The sequence below is a fragment of the Streptomyces sp. R35 genome (genome assembly GCF_041053035.1).
GTDB classification, from domain to species: Bacteria; Actinomycetota; Actinomycetes; order Streptomycetales; family Streptomycetaceae; genus Streptomyces; species Streptomyces lutosisoli.
This window is the reverse complement of sequence record NZ_CP163440.1, coordinates 346,862-364,012: the sequence shown is the minus strand read 5'-3', so window position 1 is coordinate 364,012 and position 17,151 is coordinate 346,862. Positions and strand designations below refer to the sequence as shown.

15 protein-coding genes and 1 pseudogene are annotated in these 17,151 nt (G+C 68.9%); 13 read left to right on the top strand and 3 right to left on the bottom strand.

The window, feature by feature from the left end; all coding sequences use genetic code 11:
- Window positions 1-22: 22 nt before the first annotated feature.
- From AB5J50_RS01810 to AB5J50_RS01765, 10 genes are all read left to right on the top strand, one after another.
- Window positions 23-1,066 (top strand): carbon-nitrogen hydrolase family protein, encoded by a 1,044-nt coding sequence (locus tag AB5J50_RS01810; protein ID WP_369254252.1) that lies wholly within the window; start codon window positions 23-25, stop codon window positions 1,064-1,066.
- Window positions 1,063-2,175, top strand: coding sequence for a cupin domain-containing protein (locus tag AB5J50_RS01805; RefSeq protein ID WP_369254250.1), 1,113 nt, complete (start codon window positions 1,063-1,065; stop codon window positions 2,173-2,175). The genes AB5J50_RS01810 and AB5J50_RS01805 overlap by 4 nt, the downstream gene beginning before the upstream one ends.
- Before the next feature lie 184 nt (window positions 2,176-2,359).
- Window positions 2,360-3,265 (top strand): fumarylacetoacetate hydrolase family protein, encoded by a 906-nt coding sequence (locus AB5J50_RS01800; protein WP_369254248.1) that lies wholly within the window; start codon window positions 2,360-2,362, stop codon window positions 3,263-3,265.
- 92 nt (window positions 3,266-3,357) lie between these two features.
- Window positions 3,358-4,098 carry an Asp/Glu racemase gene (locus AB5J50_RS01795; protein WP_330309935.1) on the top strand — a complete coding sequence of 247 codons (741 nt, stop codon included), beginning with the start codon at window positions 3,358-3,360 and terminating at the stop codon, window positions 4,096-4,098.
- Window positions 4,099-4,180: 82 nt separating this feature from the next.
- Window positions 4,181-4,996 (top strand): PaaX family transcriptional regulator C-terminal domain-containing protein, encoded by an 816-nt coding sequence (locus tag AB5J50_RS01790; RefSeq protein WP_369254246.1) that lies wholly within the window; start codon window positions 4,181-4,183, stop codon window positions 4,994-4,996.
- A 680-nt stretch (window positions 4,997-5,676) separates the two neighbouring features.
- Window positions 5,677-6,624, top strand: a complete 948-nt coding sequence (locus tag AB5J50_RS01785) for an ABC transporter permease (RefSeq protein WP_369254244.1) — start codon at window positions 5,677-5,679, stop codon at window positions 6,622-6,624.
- Window positions 6,621-8,570 (top strand): dipeptide/oligopeptide/nickel ABC transporter permease/ATP-binding protein, encoded by a 1,950-nt coding sequence (locus AB5J50_RS01780; protein WP_369254242.1) that lies wholly within the window; start codon window positions 6,621-6,623, stop codon window positions 8,568-8,570. The genes AB5J50_RS01785 and AB5J50_RS01780 overlap by 4 nt, the downstream gene beginning before the upstream one ends.
- The gene (locus tag AB5J50_RS01775) at window positions 8,567-9,655 is read left to right on the top strand and encodes an ABC transporter ATP-binding protein (RefSeq protein WP_369254240.1); all 1,089 of its coding nucleotides are present in this window, start codon (window positions 8,567-8,569) and stop codon (window positions 9,653-9,655) included. The genes AB5J50_RS01780 and AB5J50_RS01775 overlap by 4 nt, the downstream gene beginning before the upstream one ends.
- Window positions 9,637-11,190, top strand: coding sequence for an ABC transporter substrate-binding protein (locus AB5J50_RS01770; protein ID WP_369254238.1), 1,554 nt, complete (start codon window positions 9,637-9,639; stop codon window positions 11,188-11,190). Before AB5J50_RS01775 ends, AB5J50_RS01770 begins: the two co-directional genes overlap by 19 nt.
- A 134-nt stretch (window positions 11,191-11,324) precedes the next feature.
- Window positions 11,325-11,870 carry a carboxylesterase family protein gene (locus AB5J50_RS01765; RefSeq protein WP_369254236.1) on the top strand — a complete coding sequence of 182 codons (546 nt, stop codon included), beginning with the start codon at window positions 11,325-11,327 and terminating at the stop codon, window positions 11,868-11,870.
- Window positions 11,871-11,931: 61 nt separating this feature from the next.
- Here AB5J50_RS01765 and AB5J50_RS01760 read toward each other — a convergent pair whose 3' ends face one another.
- The gene (locus tag AB5J50_RS01760) at window positions 11,932-12,228 is read right to left on the bottom strand and encodes a hypothetical protein (RefSeq protein ID WP_369254234.1); all 297 of its coding nucleotides are present in this window, start codon (window positions 12,226-12,228) and stop codon (window positions 11,932-11,934) included.
- Between the two features lie 91 nt (window positions 12,229-12,319).
- On the opposite strand from AB5J50_RS01760, the pseudogene AB5J50_RS01755 reads away from it, so the two are divergent.
- Window positions 12,320-12,421: pseudogene (locus AB5J50_RS01755) on the top strand (spermidine synthase); the annotation flags it as partial.
- Window positions 12,422-12,661: 240 nt separating this feature from the next.
- Here the strand turns inward: AB5J50_RS01755 and AB5J50_RS01750 are convergent.
- Window positions 12,662-13,174, bottom strand: a complete 513-nt coding sequence (locus AB5J50_RS01750; protein ID WP_327434798.1) for a PadR family transcriptional regulator — start codon at window positions 13,172-13,174, stop codon at window positions 12,662-12,664.
- Between the two features lie 91 nt (window positions 13,175-13,265).
- On the opposite strand from AB5J50_RS01750, the gene AB5J50_RS01745 reads away from it, so the two are divergent.
- Together AB5J50_RS01745 and AB5J50_RS01740 are read left to right on the top strand one after the other, a co-directional pair.
- Entirely contained in the window at window positions 13,266-13,820 is a 555-nt protein-coding gene (locus AB5J50_RS01745) for a hypothetical protein (RefSeq protein WP_369254232.1), read from the top strand.
- Entirely contained in the window at window positions 13,817-15,127 is a 1,311-nt protein-coding gene (locus AB5J50_RS01740) for a carotenoid oxygenase family protein (RefSeq protein WP_369254230.1), read from the top strand. Before AB5J50_RS01745 ends, AB5J50_RS01740 begins: the two co-directional genes overlap by 4 nt.
- 29 nt (window positions 15,128-15,156) lie before the next feature.
- On the opposite strand, the gene AB5J50_RS01735 is transcribed toward AB5J50_RS01740, so the two are convergent.
- On the bottom strand, window positions 15,157-16,488 hold the full coding sequence (locus tag AB5J50_RS01735) for a hypothetical protein (RefSeq protein ID WP_369254228.1): 1,332 nt from the start codon (window positions 16,486-16,488) through the stop codon (window positions 15,157-15,159).
- Between the last annotated feature and the right edge of the window lie 663 nt (window positions 16,489-17,151).

Below are 17,151 nucleotides of genomic sequence, written 5' to 3'. Positions count from 1 at the left end.
TCCCCGGTCCCAGGAGGAACCCGTGGACAATCTTCCCCGCTTCATCGCCGCCGCGGTCCAGGCCGCCCCGGTCTACCTGGACCCGGCCGCCACCGTCGACAAGGCGGTCGCGCTCATCGAGGAGGCTGCCGGCAACGGCGCCTCGCTCGTCGTCCTCCCCGAGGTGTTCGTCCCGGGCTACCCGTACTGGAACTGGACGATGAACCCGGTCCAGGGCTCACCCTGGTTCGAACGCCTCTACCGCGCGTCCATCGACGTGCCCGGACCCCACGTGGACGCGCTGCGCGCGGCGGCCCGCCAGCACAACGTCGTCGTCGTGATCGGCGTCAACGAGCGCGGCCCGCACAGTCTGGGTGTCCTCTACAACACACTGCTCACCATCGGCCCCGACGGGCAACTGCTCGGCGTCCACCGCAAGTTGGTGCCCACCTGGGCGGAGAAGCTCACCTGGACCGGCGGCGACGGCAGCTCCCTGCGCGTCCACCACACCCCGATCGGGCCCCTGGGCGTACTGGCCTGCGGCGAGAACACCAACACCCTCGCCCGCTTCGCGCTCCTGGCGCAGGGCGAACTGGTGCACGCCGCCAGCTACATCGCGCTGCCGGTTGCCCCCGAGGACTACGACATGGCGGACGCCATCGCGGTGCGCACCGCCGCCCACAGCTTCGAGGGCAAGGTCTTCTCCGTCGTGGCCTGTTCGACGATCTCCCCGGAGATCGTCGACACCGTCGCCGGTGACGACGAGGAGATACGGCGCATGCTCGCCCGCCCTCGCAGCGCGCTTTCGGGGATCTTCGGCCCCGACGGCAGACCCGTGACCGAACCCCTCGTCGACGACGAAGGGATCGTCTACGCGGAGATCGACCTGGCCAAGTGCATCCAGCCCAAGCAGATGCACGACATCGTCGGCCACTACAACCGCTTCGACGTCTTCCAGCTCCACGTCGACAACACCCCCCGCAGCCCGGTGACTTTCACCGCGGATCCCGCGCGGCAGCCCGCGACGCACCACTGCGCCCCGCTGCCGACGGACGGCACCGACACCACGAAGGAGGATCACGCATGACCACCGCGTACGACGACAACCAGCCGGGGCGGGCCCGGGTGGCCGACACACCCGAACTCACCGCCTACTACGGTGAACTCGCCGAACGGGACGCCGGCGCCCTGTGGACCGTCGCCAACGACATCGAACCCTGGTACCCGCAACCCAAGTCCGTACCCGTCCTGTGGCGGTACGAGGAACTGCGCCCCCTGGTCCGCAAGGCGCTCGACCTGGTCAAGGCCGACGACGCCGGCCGGCGCGTCGTGATGCTCGTCAACCCGGGCCGCAAGGACGTCAGCGCCGCCGTCGGACTTCTGTACACCGGACTGCAGATCATGGGCCCCGGCGAGGCGATGACCGCCCACCGCCACCAGGCCGCCGCCCTGCGCTTCGTGCACGAGGGCACCGGAGCCTGGACCATCGTCGACGGACAGAAGCTCAGGGTCGGCCCGCGCGACTTCGCCATCACTCCCAACGGCACCTGGCACGAGCACGGCAACGAATCCGACGACGGTCCGGTCATCTGGCAGGACGGCCTCGACATCCCTCTCGTCAACGCCCTGGACGCCGGCTTCTACGAAGTCCATCCGGAGCTCTACCAGAAGCCCGGAAAGGTGATCAACTCCTCCGTGCTCACCTACGGAGCCAACCTCCTGCCCTACGGGGTGGAGAAGTGGACGCGCCCGTACTCCCCGCTGCTCGCCTACCCCTGGGAGCCGACGTACGAGTCCCTGCGCCAGCTGGCCCGGGCCTCCGAAGGTTCCCCTTACGACGGTGTGATCGCGGAGTACACCAACCCGGTCACCGGCGGGTCGGTCATGCCCACCATGGGCGCGCACATGCAGCTGCTGCGACCGGGCCAGGCCACCAAGGCTCACCGGCACACCGGTTCGGTCATCTACACGGTGGCCAAGGGCCGCGGAGAGTCGGTGATCGGCGGGGAGCGTTTCGCCTGGAAGGAGGGCGACATCTTCTGCGTCCCGTCCTGGGCGTGGCACGAGCACAGCAACCTCGACCAGGACGACGATGCCTGCCTCTTCTCGTTCAACGACTTCCCCGTCATGCGCTCGCTCGGCTTCTACCGGGAAGAGGCGTACGCCGACAACGCAGGGCACCAGCCCACCGCCTAGACCGCGCCCACCGTCACCACCGCGGCCGGCCCTGACACCGGTGGTGTGACGCCGGCGCGACCGGGGACGGCCATTGTCGCCCCGCGCCGCCCCCGGTTCCGGGGCGGTGGCGAAGGGACATGACCTTCGCCACCGCCTCACCCTCCCCGCTCTTCCATCCGTACTCATTGCCCAAGGAGTTCCCATGCGCCTGGTGACCTACTGCCTCGACGAGGGGCCCGCCCGACTCGGTGCTCAGATCGACGAGAGCGTGATCGACCTGCCCGCTCTGGCCGCCTTCCACAACGAGGAACTGCCGCAGGACCTCCTGTCCCTCGTCCGGGCCGGCGACGTCGTCCACGAGACCGCACGGCGGCTGCTCGCCACCGATCCGGTCGCCTGGCCCGCCGACGTCTGCCGCCCACTGGACGAGGTCTCGCTGCGTGCTCCGCTGCGCCCCGGCAAGGTCATCGGTGTCGGCCTGAACTACGTCGAACACGTCGAGGAGTCCAGCCGCAGCCTCGACACCGCCAAGGAACTGCCCTCGAGGCCGGTGCTGTTCAGCAAGCCGTCGACCGCCGTGACCGGTCCCGGCCAGCCGATCCTGCACAACGCGGACCTGACCGACCAACTCGACTGGGAGTGCGAGCTGGCCGTGGTCATCGGCCGTACCGCCTTCCGCGTCAGCGAGGACGACGCCTTCGACCACATCTTCGGCTACAGCATCGTCAACGACATCAGCGCCCGCGACCAGCGCCGCTCGGGGCAGTGGTTCTTCTCCAAGGGGCAGGACTCCTACGCCCCGTTCGGCCCTGCCGTCGTCACCGCCGACGAGGTGCCCGACCCCCAGTCCCTCGACCTCGAACTGCGGGTCAACGGCGTGACCAAGCAGAAGTCGAACACCCGCCACATGCTCTTCCCCATCGCCCGTCTCATCGCCGACATCACCTCCGGGGTCACGCTGGAGCCCGGCGACGTCATCGCCACCGGTTCCCCTTCCGGAGTGGGCGCCGGCATGGTCCCTCCGCAGTTCCTCGTACCCGGTGACATCGTCGAGGCCACCGTCGAGGGCATCGGCACGCTCACCAACCCCGTCATCGACGCACGCTGACGCGCGGCGTCCCCTTCACTTCCAGCAGGAGAATCCCCGTGGCCCCACGTACGTATCGGATCGGCCAGATCGTTCCGAGTTCCAACGTCACCATGGAGACGGAGGTGCCGGCCATCCTGCGCGCCCGGGAAACGATCGCGCCGGAACGCTTCACCTTCCACTCCAGCCGGATGCGCATGACGCACGTAACGCCGGAGCAGCTCAAAGCCATGGACGCCGACTCCGACCGGTGCGCTCTGGAACTGTCCGACGCCCACGTCGACGTCCTCGGCTACGCCTGCCTGGTGGCCATCATGAGCATGGGCCTGGGCTACCACCGCACGTCCGAGGAACGCCTGCACGGCCGGACCGTCGAGAACGGTGCCCCGGCGCCGGTCGTCACCAGTGCGGGAGCCCTCGTCCAGGGCCTGCACACCCTCGGAGCCAGGAAGATCGCACTGCTCGCGCCCTACATGCGTCCGTTGACGCAGACGGTCGTGGACTACCTGACCCATGAAGGGATCGAGGTCCTCGATTACGCGGCGCTCGAGATCCCCAACAACCTCGACGTGGCCGCCCACGATCCGGCCAGGCTGCCCGGCCTCGCCCGCGCGCTCGACCACGCCGACGCCGACGCCGTCGTGCTGTCCGCCTGTGTGCAGATGCCGTCACTGGGAGCCGTCGAGGAGGCCGAGCAGCAGCTGGGCAAGCCCGTGGTCTCCGCGGCGATCTGCACCGCCCACCAGATGCTGCGGGCGCTCGGGCTTCCCGCTGTGGCCCCCGGCGCCGGGCACCTCCTGTCCGGAGCCTACGCGGAGGCGCCGTTCAGCCCTGGCTCCACCGGCGGGCGATGACCCCGGCGGGGGACTGCCCGGCACCCGGAGGAGGCCGTACCGCTCGATAGGATCGCCACCGCATACGACGGAAGGCGATCAGGTGGACAGCTCCATTCGGCCAAGCTCCCTCATCAACACGGTCTACGGAGCATTCGTCCGACGGCTCGGCGGGTGGATCTCCATCGCTGATCTGATCGTGCTGATGGGGGACCTCGGCGTGGACAGCCAGGCGGTGCGCTCCGCCATGTCCCGGCTGAAGAAGCGAGGTGTCCTCGTACCCGAACGCCGCTCAGGCACGGGGTACAGCCTCAGCCCCGCCATGCACCCCGTCTTCGACGAGGGCGATCGCCGCATCTTCGGCAGCTTGGAGCCCACCGCGCTGGAGGACGGCTGGGTCATGGCGGTCTTCTCCGTGCCCGAGTCGGAACGCACCTACCGCTATCAGCTGCGTACGCGGCTGACGTGGCTCGGTTTCGGCAACATGGGGCCGGGCATCTGGCTGGCGCCGGCCCGACTGCTGGAGCCTGCCCGCGCCACGCTTGAGCGCCTGGAACTCAGCGACTACGTCCACCTGTTCACGTCCCAGTACGCCGCCTTCAGCGATCTGCGTACGACAGTGAGCACCTGGTGGGACTTCCCGGCGATCGAGGCGCAGTACGCGGCTTTCACCGACGCCTACGGCCCGATCGTCCGCTCCATCGAGCAGCAGGAAGACATCGACGCCGAAGAAGCATTCCGCCACTACGTGCCCATGCTCACGCAGTGGAGGCGCCTGCCCTATCTCGATCCCGGCCTTCCCGTCGAACTGCTCCCCGACGACTGGAACGCGGTCGCTGCCCGTCAGCTCTTCCAGCAGCTGCATGGAGTCCTGGCCGCGCCGAGCCTCGAACATGTACGGAAAGTGACGGGACTCTGAGTCGAGCGCCGCGTGCGAGGCTCTCCGCGGCGGCACGCGAGCACTGGCCACGGAAGCTGGTTGGGCTGCTAATACGTGTAACTCTTGGCGTCAGGTCCAGCCCCTCAGTGACTCGATGAACCCGTCGACTGCAGATCTGGTGGTCGGCCATGTCACCGTGGATCAGTGCGGAGGCCGGGTCGTGGCCCTGCTCGTATCCGTACAACTTCATTCCGCCCCCTGGACGACCTGCCGTTAACACGTGTAAGCAGTGTCCATGCCGGAGCGTGTTCGGGCAAGGGGTGAGGGGGGCGGCGGGCACGTTACTCAACGTTTATGTTGTTTCTCTGGCGACCGCCAGTATTTCGATATAAGGTCCCGGTCTCAGACGCCGCACTTCTCAGCGGTCGAACCAGCAGCTCGTGCCGGGGAGTTGTGCGCACCCCGCACCTGCTCCGTCCCGTTCGGGTCCGGCTCCATCCGTCTCGTTCTCACGGCTTCAGCCTCCCGACGTGAATCCCGCGGCGTTTCGCCGGCCCCTCAGGGCATCCCTGCGCCGGCCGAGGTCGCACGGCGCTGACCCCCGCCCACCAGGCCTGTCTTCTGCCGGGTTCGAGACATCCAGACGACTTCGCACGCTCCGGTCGGGCGCCGAAGTGACGTTACGACCGATCAGTTGCACAACTCACGGTGAGGTGAGCATGGCAATCCTGCGGTTGGTGGCAAGGCGGCTGCTGTCGTCGATCCCCCTCTTGTTTCTGGTCTCTGCGCTGACTTTCGTGTTGGTGTCCCTGGTTCCGGGGGATCCGGCTCGAACGATCGTCGGGCAACACGCGACCGTCGAGCAGTACGAGGCGGTGCGCCAACAGCTGGGCCTGGACGACGCGTTGCCGGTCCAGTACGGGCACTGGCTGGCGCGTGTCTTTCACGGAGACCTGGGATCTTCACTCTTCAGCGGCGAGGCGGTGACCGACGTGCTCGGCAGCCGGGTGCCGGTGTCCCTGTCCCTGATCACGGTCGGAACCCTGGTCTCCGGTCTCCTCGGAGTGGCGCTGGGCCTGATGAGCGCGCGGCGCGGCGGATTCCTGGTGAAGGTCGTCGACGGCTTGTCGCTCATCGGCCTGGCGGTGCCGGCCTTCTGGTTCGCGCTCGTACTGATCGCCGTCGGTGCCGTGAAGCTGCGATGGTTCCCCGTCACCGGCTACGTTCCCCTGGCCGACGACCCGGGCGAGTGGGCGCGCTCTCTCGTGCTGCCCGTCCTGTCGTTGTCGCTGAGCGCGGTGGCGATCATCGCCAAACAGACACGCGACGCGGTGCTGGACACCTTCGGCCGGGACTTCATCCGGGTGATGGAGGCGAACGGATTCTCCCGGCGTTCGATTCTCTACCGGCACGTGCTGCGCAACGCTGCCCTGCCCGTCGTCACGGTTCTCGGCGTCGTGCTGGTCAGCCTGCTCGCTGCGTCCGTGTTCGTCGAGACCGTGTTCGCCATGCCGGGACTCGGCAGCCTCACCCAGCAGGCGACCGTCCAGCACGACATCCCCGTCATCCAGGGAGCCGTTCTCTACATCACCGGCTTCGTGGTGATCGTCAATCTGCTCGTGGACCTGGCCTACGGCCGACTCGACCCGAGGGTGCGTACCTCATGAAACTCTCCCCGACCGTGGCAGCCGGCAAGGCCGCGCGAAGCCCCGGACTGATCTCGCGGGTCCTGCGCCGACCCGCGGGAGCCATCTCGCTCGGCTGGCTCCTCCTCCTCACCATGGCCACCCTCGCGGCCTCGGCCGTGTCGGCCCACAGCCCGCTGGACCAGGACCTGAGTCACGTGCTCGCCGGCCCCTCCGGCCATCACCTTCTCGGCACGGACAACCTCGGCCGGGACCTGCTCAGCCGACTGCTCTACGGCGGCCGCTCCACGCTCCTGGCCGTGGCGGAGGCCCTGGCCGTCTTCCTTCTGATCGGCGTCACCTCCGGCCTGGCGGCGGGCTTCCTTGGGGGATGGATCGACTGGCTCGTCACGCGGAGCGCAGAGCTGCTGTTCGCCCTTCCCGGAATCATCATCGTCCTCGTGGTGCTCTCGGTGTTCCCGGGGAACCTCCACGCCGCGATGATCACGTTCGGGGTGCTGGGCAGCCCCGGCATCACCCGGGTCCTGAGGTCCCAGACCCTCGGCATCCGCGAGGAACTCTATGTCGCCGCGGCCCAAGTGGCGGGTCTGCGCCGCGGGCAGATCATGCGCCGCCACATCCTGCCCCGGCTGGCCAGCACGGTCATCGTCCAGTCCTCGCTGTTCGCGGCGGTCGTCGTCGTCATCCAGGCCGGCCTCGGGTTCCTGGGCCTGGGCGCACAACCCCCCAACCCCTCCTGGGGAGGTCTGGTGGCCGATGCCTCCCAGAACATCGATCGCGCGCCGTGGATGCTCGTGCCCACCGGTGTCCCGCTCGTCCTCACGGTGATGGCACTGGGCATCCTCGGCGACGCCATCAGGGATGCGGCGACGGAGAACTGGTCCGTCCCGAAACTGCGCGAGCCGGAGCGGCGGCCCAAGACACGAGCTGCGACCGCTGCTCCTGCCCCGGAACGTGTCGGGGAGACCGGGCGGCCTGCCGCCCCTGACGACACCGACGCCCTGCTGACGGTGCGCGACCTGTCGATTGCCATCGGCGGGACACCCGTGGTGCAGCGCGTCAGCTTCCACGTGTGCGCCGGCGAGACCGTCGGTCTGGTCGGCGAGTCGGGGTGCGGCAAGTCGGTCACCTCGCTGGGCATCCTCGGACTCGTACCGGGAGGCGGTGATATCACTGATGGTCAGGTGATCTTCAACGGGGCCGACCTCGTGGGCGCTCCCCGTGCCCTCGAGCACGTCCGCGGCACCGGCATCGCCTACGTCTCGCAAGAACCGATGGTCGCCCTCGACCCGACCTTCTCGGTCGGCGACCAGCTCGCCGAGGCGGTGCGCAGGCACCAGGACTGCGACCGGCGCGCAGCTCGGGCACGAGTCGTCGAACTCCTGCGCATGGTGAACATCCCCGATCCCGCCGGGGTGGCCAAACGCTACCCTCACCAACTGTCCGGGGGCATGGCCCAACGCGTCGCCATCGCCCTGGCCCTCGCGGGCGACCCCGAGCTCCTGATCGCCGACGAGCCCACGACCGCACTCGACGTCACCGTGCAGGCCGAGATCCTGACCCTGCTGCGCACGCTCCAGCAGCAGACCGGCATGGCGATCCTGATCGTCACCCACGACTGGGGAGTCGTCGCCGACCTCTGCCACCGCTCGGTGGTCATGTACGCCGGGCAGGTCGTCGAACAGGCCGAGGTGGAGCAGATGTTCAGCCGACCGCTCCACCCCTACACAGCGGGACTGCTGGGAGCCAACCCTCACCTCGCACGCCACGGGGAACCACTGCCCACCATCCCGGGAACCGTCCCCGCCCCCGGCAACTGGCCGACCGGCTGCCGCTTCGCGGCCCGCTGCTCTCTCGCCGACGACACGTGCACCGAGCGTCCGGTCCAGCTCACCGCACCGGCCCCCGACCGGCTCACCCGCTGCGTCCACGACCAGCAGCTCCTTGCGGAAGGCAGCCACCCATGACCCAGCCGCCCCTCCTGGACATCAGCCAACTCGTGGTGCAGTTCCGCCAAGGCCGCCGAACTCAGCCGTTCCGGGCCGTGGACGGTGTCTCGCTGACCATCGCCGAAGGCGAGACCGTCGGCCTCGTGGGGGAGTCGGGATCAGGCAAGTCCACACTCGGCCGCGCCGTGCTCGGACTCAACCAGGTCCACTCGGGCCGCATCCAGTTCGAAGGCCGCGACATCACACGCGCCTCGACCCGGGACAGGCGTGCTCTGAGCGCCAGACTCCAGGTGGTCTTCCAAGACCCCTACTCCTCACTCAACCCGGCCCGCACCATCGGACAGACCCTTGCCGAGCCGCTGATGGCGCACGGCGGGACCGACCGTAAAGGCGTCGCCCAGCGCATCGCGACGATGCTCGAGCGGGTGGGCCTGCCGCCCGACACCGCGCAGCGCTTTCCCGGGCAGTTCTCGGGCGGACAGCGCCAGCGGATCGCCATCGCCCGCGCGCTCATGCTCCATCCACGCCTGGTGATCTGCGACGAGCCGGTCAGCGCCCTCGACCTGTCGATCCAGGCGCAAGTGATGAACCTGCTCGCCGAACTGCAGCAGGAACTCTCTCTCAGCTATCTGTTCATCGCCCATGACCTGCCGGTGGTGCGCCATCTGTCGCATCGCATCGTCGTGCTCTACCGCGGTCAGGTCATGGAATCCGGGCCCGCCGGCGCGGTGTACGACGATCCCGCGCACCCCTACACCCAAATGCTGCTCGAGGCAGTGCCCGAGCCCGACCCCCGCATCCAGCGGGTTCGCCGGTCAGCACGAGAGGCCAAACGGGTCTCGGGCGTTCCGGCCGACACAGGATGCGCCTTCGCCCACCGCTGCGCGCATGCCGTCGACCTGTGTCACCGCGAACGCCCCGACCTGCAGCCCTTCTCCGAGGGGCGGGGCAACAGCACCGGAGACGACGGCCGCGCCGTCGCCTGCCATCGCTCGGCGGAACTCCACGGGCTGCCGATGCCCCGACGAACCAACACCCAGGAACTCGAGTCCGCCCCCAGCGGCCCGGAACGTAAGGAAGCACCATGCGCAGACAGCGAATAACCGCGGGACTGGCGGCGTTCGCCGCGCTCGCGGCGGCGGCCACCGCGTGCAGCGGTTCGAGTTCCTCCAGCCCCCCAAGCGGCGCTCACGGAGGCACGCTCACCGTCGTCTCGGCCGGCGCGCCCGCGAGCCTCAACCCCGCCAAGGCGAATGTCGGCTCGGACAACTGGTTCATCAACCTCGCCTACGACACGCTGCTCCGGCAGGGCCCCGGCGGCAAGACCCAGGCGGGCCTGGCGACGAAGTGGGGATACGTCGGTAGCGGCAACAAGGTCTTCGACGTCACCCTGCGCGACGGCCTCACCTTCGCCGACGGCACCCCGCTGGACGCCAAGGCCATCGCGGCTTCCCTCAACTACACCCGCAAGAATGGCCTCAACGTCTCATGGACCTCGGCCATCAGCTCGGTCTCCGTCACCGGACCCCGGACCGTGCGCATCCGATGCTCCAGCCCGAACCCGATCCTGCCCCAACTCCTGACCCAGGTACTCATGATCGGCTCCGCCATCAGCCCCAAGGGACTGGCCTCACCGGGCGCGATGGGCACCAAGTCCTTCGGAGCGGGCCCCTACATCCTCGACACGGCCCACACCGCCACGGGCGACCACTACACCTACACGCCCAACCCCCACTACTGGGACAAGAAGAAGATCCACTGGAAGAAGGTGGTCATCAAGGTCGTCGCCAACCCCAACTCGGCACTCCAGGCCGTCAAGACGGGACAGGCCGACGCCATGGCGATCAACGCCAACCAGGTCGACACCGCCAAGGCCGGCGGGCTCAAGGTCACCGGCAGCCCCAATGTGTTCCTGGGCGTGAACCTCGCCGACCGCAACGGCGCCCTCGCCACACCCCTCAAGGACATACGTGTCCGCAAGGCCCTCAACTACGCCGTCGACCGGGCCGCGATCACCAAGGCCGTCGTGCAGAAGTACGGCCACCCGACGGATCAGATCTCCCTGCCCGGCCTGGACGGCTTCGCCGCCGACTACGACAACAACTACCCGTACGACCCGGCGAAGGCCAAGAAGCTCCTGGCCGAGGCGGGATACCCGCACGGCTTCTCGCTGAAGATGGAGACCCAGGGCTTCTTCGGCATCGATCTCGTCTCCCAGGCCGTGGTCCAGCAGTGGCAGAAGATCGGTGTCAAGACCGACGTCACCACCGACACCAGCGCCGGGCAGTGGCTCGCCTCCGCCACATCGAAGAAGTACCCGGTCCTCGGCTTCGGCTACGGCGGCGCACCCACCTACACGCTCGCCCTGGACTGGATGCTTCCGCACCCGACCGCGTTCAATCCCTACGCCACGTCGGATCCCAAGCTGACCAAGATGCTCTCCAAGGCGAACGCCGCCTCCCCGCAACACCAACGGGCCCTGTACCAGGACGCGATGCGCTACGTCGTCGATCAGGCGTGGTTCGTCTCGGTGCTGCGCATGGACGGGCTGTACGCCTACAACGGCGGGAAGCTGTCCGGCTTCACCTCCGCCCCCAGCTATCTGCCCGACCTCGCCTGGGCCGTCGCCCCGAAGTAGCAGCGAACCGACACACGAAGACGGGCGCGGGGCCGGCGGACGACGCCGGGCCCGCGCGCCGGTCGGCTGTCCCGTGTCTCGCGCCGCATCGCAGGTGAGCGGCGTGGACCGGCCGTTGAAGTAGGGATTTCCGCATGGCCATTGAGGTCGTTGACACGACACTCGGCCCGGTCGAGGGCACCCTCGGCGAACGCGTACACGTGTTCAAGGGCATACCGTTCGCCGCCCCACCCGTAGGGCCGCTGCGCTTCAAGCCGCCGCAGCCACCCGCACCGTGGACGGAGGCGAAACCCGTCCAAGAGTATGGCCCAGCCACTCCGCAACCGCGTGACCTGGTGCTCGAGCAGATGTTCAGGCACGCGCCGTTTCCCACGAGTGAGGCGTCGTGTCTCACCCTCAACGTCTGGACGCCGCAGCAGGGCGCCGAAAACCGGCCCGTCATGGTGTGGCTGCACGGAGGCGCGTTCCTGACGGGCTCGGGACGTGACCCGGTGTTCGACGGGAGCCGACTCGCATCACTGCACGACGTGGTGGCCGTCACCGTCAACTACCGGCTGGGAGCACTGAATCGGTCGGCTCCCCCAGCGTGCAGGTTGTCGAACACGAAGGGCAGATCGAGCGAATCGTCCGTCGTGCAGGAGGGCCCAGAGGACTGCGGGCGGAGACGCGGAGACTGTTAGGCCGCCGGGGAAGCGGACGGTTACAGGACCGCGGCGGCTTGCTGCCCCCGCTCGCCCACGGCTACCGCTGGGGGACGGCCAGTTCACGGCCGCGGTAGAAGCCTTCCCGCTCCTCGACGACGTACGGGGCCATGCTCGCGCGCCGCTGCGCCTCCGACTCGGAGGCCCGCCAAGTGTCGCATGCCTCCTTGGAGTCCCAGAACGACACCCCGGTGATCTCCTGCCCGTCCTCGGACCAGTACGCGAAGGCGCGGCGTAGACCCTGCGGGTAGGGGGCCGGGCGCCATGCCCTCTCGAACTCCTCCAAGCTGCCCGGCTGAAGTCGGCGCGTCGTTACCCAGACGAAGTACTCCTCCACCGCGGCCTCCTTCGTAGTACCAGTTCGGTCTTGCAGGCTCCTTTGAGATCACCGTAGGTCCAAAACACGGCGTCTGCCCGCGCGGCGATCGGTCTTCACGGACACCGCTGCGCACGTGGTCGATTTCGACAATCCGCTGCAGGGCGGGACCGCGGCCAACACCGTCTATATCGCCCGCAGGCGCGACGGCTGAGGACACCCGGGCAGCGCAGCGGCCGTCACCGGGGTCTCCGTACCCCTGCTCCCGCATGCCGTGAACTCCGCGAAGAAGCGGGAGTGATCGCTGAACGATGGCGATCACTCGGCCCGTACGCGATTTCCTGGGCTCCACCGCTCGTGTCCACGTCTGCGAAGCCCGTGACTCACACGCGGTCGAGGGGCGGTTCCAAGGGGAAGTCCGGTCCCCGCAGCGCTCCCGTCGGCCGGCCGGCCGTCAGGTGATCTGGCCGGCCGCCCACTCGGCCCACTCGCGGCGCATGGCGTTGAACCGCAGGCCGTACTCCAGGGCGATCCGGCCGTAGACCGAAAGATTGTCGTCGTCCCAGTCGACGGACTCCTCCAGCCGGCGCAGACCCTGGTACCCCTGATCGGACAGCTCGATGAGCTCGGTGAGGTAGCCGCGTGCCTGCTCGGGCGTCAGTACCCCGAGAAAGAACACCCGCAGGAGAATGTCGCTGCGGGTGTTCCGCTGCGGCTTGGTCTCGGTCAGCCAGTGCCGCAGTTCGGCCAGCCCCTCGTCGGTGAGGGCGTACTCCTTGCGGCCTCGCGGACCCTCGGCCGCCACGTTGATCAGCCCTGTGCCCGCCAGCTTGGTCAGCTCGGTGTAGATCTGACTCTGGGTCGCCGGCCAGGCGGTGGCCAGCGACGTCTCGAAGAGTTTCAGCAGGTCGTAGCCGCTGGCGGGACGCTCGGAGAGCAGCCCGAGCAGCGCGTGTCGAAGACTCATGCCCCTCAGTCTACATTCCACTATTGACATGTCAGCATTGGACCTTCTAGTTTTCACATGTCGAAATGGAAATGCTGAAGCGGAGACCCACATGTCCTACCTGCGCACCTTCCTCCCCTGGATCGTCTTCGCCGCGCTGCCCTCGGGGGACTGGCAGTGGGCGGCGCTGGCCGCCCTGGTGGTCGCAGTGGCAGTGATCGTCCAGCAGATGCGGGCAGGTGCCGGATTCGACGCGCTGATCATCGAGACCGGCTCCGCGGTCTTCTTCTCCGTGCTGGCCGTCATCGCCTTCGCCAACCCGGACTCGGGTGTGCACGACTACTCGGCGGCGCTGTCGGCGGGCACACTGGCGGTCATCGCCGGGGTCTCACTGGCCATCGGCAAGCCGTTCACGCTGGGCATCGCCAAGCGCACCACCCCGCGCGAGGTCTGGGGGCTCAAGCCGTTCATCCAGACCAACGTCATCATCACCGCCGTCTGGACCGCGGCCTTCGCCCTGACCGCTGTCGTGCTCGCCTTCGTGGCGCACGCCGGAAACGCCCACTCGACCCCCGCCACGCTCATCCAGGTCGCCGGCTTCGCCCTCCCGATGATTTTCACCGTCCGCTACGTCGCCCACGTCCAGGCCAAGGCCGGTGCCCGATGACCTCCGCGCAACAGGCCCGGCCCCACCTGGCGGGCAACTACGCCCCGGTCGGCGAAGAACTCACCGCGTACGACCTGCCGGTGACCGGGCGGATCCCCGCCGAGCTGGCCGGCTGGTACCTCCGCAACGGGCCGAACCCGGCCGACGCCGCCTCCGGACACTGGTTCTTCGGCGACGGCATGATCCACGGCGTCCGGCTGGAGGGCGGCCGGGCCGTCTCGTACCGCAACCGCTGGGTACGCACCCGCAGTTACACCGACGGGGCCCGGACCTACGACGACCAGGGCCACCGCGACCTCACCGCGGGCCCGGCCAACACCCATGTCGTCCGGCACGCGGGCCGGACCCTCGCCCTGGTCGAGACGGCCCTGCCCTACGAGCTCACCCGCGACCTGGACACGGTCGGCGCATACGACTTCGGCGGGAAGCTGGGCACCGCGATGACCGCGCACCCGAAGGCGTGCCCGGTCACCGGGGAGCTGCACTTCTTCGGCTACGGGATGCTGGAGGCCCCGTATCTCACCTACCACCGGGCGGATGCCTCGGGCGAGCTGGTGATCAGCAGGCCGGTCGAGGTGCCCGGGCCGACGATGATGCATGACTTCAACCTCACCGCGGAGCACGTCGTCTTCATGGACCTGCCCGTCGTCTTCGACCTGGACCTGGCCATGGCCGGGACCATGCCCTACCGCTGGGACGACGGCTACGGCGCCCGGCTGGGGGTGCTGCGCCGCAACGACCCGTACGGCGACGTGCGCTGGTTCGGCATCGACCCGTGCTACGTCTTCCACCCGCTCAACGCCTACGACGCGCCGGACGGCACCATCGTGCTGCACGTCATGCGCTACCCGGAGCTGTGGCGGCGCACCGGCGACGTCATCGACCGCAGGCAGGAGGCCGTGCTCTGGAAGTGGACGATCGACCCGGCCACCGGGACGGTCCGCGAGGAGCAGTGCGACGACCGCCCCGGCGAGTTCCCCCGGGTCGACGACCGGCTGACCGGACTGGACGCCGCATACGGGCACGTGACCTGCGGCAGCTCACTGGTCCGATACGAGCTGGGCAGTGGCGCGGCGACGGCGCACGACTTCGGGCCCCGCCGCACACCCGGCGAGGCCGCCTTCGCCCCCGCCGACGACACGGCGGACGGCCCCGGCTGGCTCATGACCTACGTCTACGACGCCGGCACCGACCGCAGCGACCTGGTCATCCTGGACGCGGGCCACCTCGCCGCCGACCCGGTCGCCACCATTCATCTGCCGACCCGCGTGCCGTACGGCTTCCACGGCAACTGGCTTGCGGACTGAGCGACCAGGCCCGGACGGACCAGGCGGGCTCACGTGGAGTGGCTCCTGTCCGACCTGCCAGAAGCATGGGTGACGGCAAGCCCGGCGCCGATGGGTGCACTGCGTAACGAGCGTACGAGGCTTTCCGCAGGCGCCGGTATGCCTCCACGCGCTCTGTCCGGCACGGCTCGGGGGGTGGAACGATCCCGTTGCTTGGCACCGGCAGGGGGGCACCATTTGCCGTCGTGGAGATGTGTGCGGCAGCGAGTGGATGTTGGCTGGTCCGAGCCCCCGGCCCCGGAGACGAAGGTGTCGGAACTGTCGCAGGTGTCGCAGGCGTCGCAGGTGCTGGCGTACGGTCCTCGCTCGCTAATTCCTCGCTGCTCTCGGGTGCCCGCTTTCCGGAGGATCGGATGGCAGCAGGGCAGCGGTGGCGGAGGGCACCGCAGGTACGTCGGTGTAGTGCTGCGGTGATGGGTCGGCCGGGCGCGGAGCTGGAGTTGGGGACCCCGTTTGCGGGCCTGGGCTTGGTCCTGGGCCGGGAACAGCTGCCAGTAGCCGTAGCCGAGGAACTGTCCCGAGCGGGTGGTGGCGCCGATCCAGTGGGGGTTGTTGGACCGTACGGTCACGCGCAGTTTGACGCGGGTGCCGTCGTCGAGGGTGACGGGCTCGCTGGCGACGTACATCACGACGTACGTGTCGCGGTTGCGGCCGGCCGCGTCGGCGGTGCTGGCCGGACCCCATACCGCGTGCGGGATGGCCCGGGCGCTCGCCGTGCCGTCGATGAGCGCCTGGGCGAGCTGGTGGGCGTCCGCGCGGCCGTAGCAGAACTCGTGCCAAGGAATGTCGCGTTGCCCGTTCGGGGCGGTGGCGGTGACCTCGGCAACCGTCTCGGGATCGTTCTCGAAGTCATCGAGGAGCTGGACGATGCGGCGGGCCGAGGCGATCGCCTGTCCGGCTTCCTTGCTCGTGGGACGGGGCCCTCCGCCGCCGCGGGCTCCTGGCCGCGCGGGCCCGGGCGGCTTCCTGACGCCGCCGTCGGTGGCGGGGCGTTCGATGGGCAGGCACTTCAGCCGCCGCTGGCCGTCGAGGCGTACGACCGTGCCGCCGGAGGCGTCGAGAAGGTGCTTGCCGCGCTGACCCAGGTCATATCGGCAGGTGGGGCGGTGGGGTTCGAGCTTGAAGTAGTGCGAGCTGCGCGAGTCGGGGTCATCGGCATTGCCGGGGCGGGCGGATACGCGTATGCCGCAGCCCTTGCACGTCAGCGGTTTCAGGTAGGGCGGGGTGGGCTTCACGTCGATCGCGTGCCGGTCGTAGGTGTCTTCGCGCGCGTCCTCGACGTACGGGATGCGCATCCCACGCTTCTTCTTCGGCTTGGCCACAGCGCTCTGTCCCTCCCTGGACGACCGGCCTCCCTTCCTGATCTTCCCTCAGTCCGTGAGTTGCCCGTGGCGGCAATTCGTCGGCCCGCGGCCGCTCGCGGCGAACCGGAATGGGGCGTCACGACGCTGACCCACTCACGGATTTCGGCTGGGTTGGCAGTTGGGCAACCGGCTGACCTGCGCATTCGGGTGTGTGGGTCGCCGGTGGGGTCAGAGGTGCTGAGGAGAGTCCACGACACGAGAGATCGAAAGGGGCCGTGTCGTGGCTGGTGGGAACGAGCGCATTTTCGTGGGGCTGAATGCCGAGTGGGCGCTGGTGTGCGCCGAGCCGGCGCATGCCGCGATGGTGCGCGGCTGGCTGAGGCCGCGGGCGTTCTCGCGCCGGGACCGCTCCCGCGGCCGCGCACACAGCGACCGGTGGCTCGCCGCAGTCCGGCGCCGTCGAGGATCCCCGGCGCCGATGCGGGCAGCGCTCGCCCGGTGTCATCGACGGGCCCGGGCGCGCCGACCGCGCGAAAACTGTGAGAATCGGTGGGTGCTGTCCCGGCCTGCGGCAGGCATCAGGGAGTGGACGGCCCTGCCGGACAACTGCACTGGTGGGCCGGATGCCGCCGTTCCTACAATTGGAGCGGAAGCCCAGCCTCCGGTGGTGTGTCCAGTGCG

Coding starts and splice junctions, on each gene's coding strand:
- AB5J50_RS01795 (WP_330309935.1), top strand. CDS start 3,358: ATGGAGACGGAGGTGCCGGCCATCCTGCGCGCCCGGGAAACGATCGCG.
- AB5J50_RS01740 (WP_369254230.1), top strand. CDS start 13,817: ATGACCTCCGCGCAACAGGCCCGGCCCCACCTGGCGGGCAACTACGCC.
- AB5J50_RS01750 (WP_327434798.1), bottom strand. CDS start 13,174: ATGAGTCTTCGACACGCGCTGCTCGGGCTGCTCTCCGAGCGTCCCGCC.
- AB5J50_RS01765 (WP_369254236.1), top strand. CDS start 11,325: ATGGCCATTGAGGTCGTTGACACGACACTCGGCCCGGTCGAGGGCACC.
- AB5J50_RS01805 (WP_369254250.1), top strand. CDS start 1,063: ATGACCACCGCGTACGACGACAACCAGCCGGGGCGGGCCCGGGTGGCC.
- AB5J50_RS01780 (WP_369254242.1), top strand. CDS start 6,621: ATGAAACTCTCCCCGACCGTGGCAGCCGGCAAGGCCGCGCGAAGCCCC.
- AB5J50_RS01770 (WP_369254238.1), top strand. CDS start 9,637: ATGCGCAGACAGCGAATAACCGCGGGACTGGCGGCGTTCGCCGCGCTC.
- AB5J50_RS01785 (WP_369254244.1), top strand. CDS start 5,677: ATGGCAATCCTGCGGTTGGTGGCAAGGCGGCTGCTGTCGTCGATCCCC.
- AB5J50_RS01775 (WP_369254240.1), top strand. CDS start 8,567: ATGACCCAGCCGCCCCTCCTGGACATCAGCCAACTCGTGGTGCAGTTC.
- AB5J50_RS01745 (WP_369254232.1), top strand. CDS start 13,266: ATGTCCTACCTGCGCACCTTCCTCCCCTGGATCGTCTTCGCCGCGCTG.
- AB5J50_RS01800 (WP_369254248.1), top strand. CDS start 2,360: ATGCGCCTGGTGACCTACTGCCTCGACGAGGGGCCCGCCCGACTCGGT.